This is a genomic window from Siphonobacter sp. BAB-5405 (assembly GCF_002872335.1).
Lineage (GTDB): Bacteria > Bacteroidota > Bacteroidia > Cytophagales > Spirosomataceae > Siphonobacter.
The window spans coordinates 1-1036 of the sequence record NZ_NJAG01000166.1 but is presented as its reverse complement, the minus strand read 5'-3'; the positions used below and the strand labels follow the sequence as shown (position 1 = coordinate 1036).

1 protein-coding gene is annotated in these 1036 nt (G+C 45.7%); it reads right to left on the bottom strand.

The genetic code is table 11. From position 1 onward, the window contains the following. Positions 1-912 (bottom strand): sensor histidine kinase (locus tag BWI97_RS26815; RefSeq protein WP_102203474.1); only part of this gene is annotated, 912 nt, incomplete at its 3' end. Positions 913-1036: the final 124 nt, after the last annotated feature.

Here is a 1036-nt window from a genome sequence, read left to right as displayed (position 1 = left end):
ACCTACCCCCGTCGATTCTCCCTTAGGTTTATGGGAAGAGAGCGAGTTTTCGATCAGCAGTATTAACTGACTCTGTCTTAATTGTAGGGTGATGTGAACAAAGCAGCCTTTAATGTCGCCTGTACCATGCTTGAAGGCATTTTCGACGAGTGGCATTAACAAAAGGGGAGCCAGCTGGTAACGCTGTAGCTGATGTTCTTCGGCCGGGTAATGATAGCTAATCTGACATCGTTTACCCAATCGTTCCTGTTCCAGGGTCACGTAGCTGGTAATGAATTCTATTTCCTGCTGCAATGAAACGAGCGAACGGCGACTGCTCTCGACCTGATACCGCATCAGCTTCGATAACTGCATAATCAGATTGGGCATTCGGTCTGGCTCATGCAGGCTGATTCCGTAGAGGTTATTGAGCGTATTAAAAAAGAAATGGGGGTTCAATTGATCGTGTAAGAAGCGAATTTGTTCATCCTGCTGAAGCAATTGGTCCGTACTGCGTTGTTGCTGTTGTTGATAAAACCGCTGTAGCAGAAAGATAGCTACGAGCACCAGTAAACTGACGAAATGGGCGGCCAATAAAAAAGGGCCCGCTTCCCACCATCCTTCCTCTGGACAGAATTCCGGATAAATCCAGAAGTTAGCTCCGTAGATAATAAAGCTACCCACCACCAACGCAGAGAGGGTATAGGCGATGTAGGGCTTGATTCGCTGTTTGAATAATAAAGGGAATAAAAAGAAGCGATGAAGCTGGGCCTGGCCGTATAAAAGTATGAAAAACAGCAGGGCTCGCCCCAGATCGTTCCAGGACGTAAGCTGATTCCAGGCATTCAGCGACATGAGAATGAAAAGAAACGCAAATATCAGGATTTCCTGTAGCCAGACTTTCGGTGTATTTCTATCCTGGGTTTCTGTCATCGGTAGAGTTATTTTCGAACAAAGCAACCAAAAGCATTTAGCTTTCGCAATTGAAAAGGACCAACGCAATTGATCCTTAATACAGAGGAGTTGATCATTTTTAGTCGACGTTTTCCAACGCAGC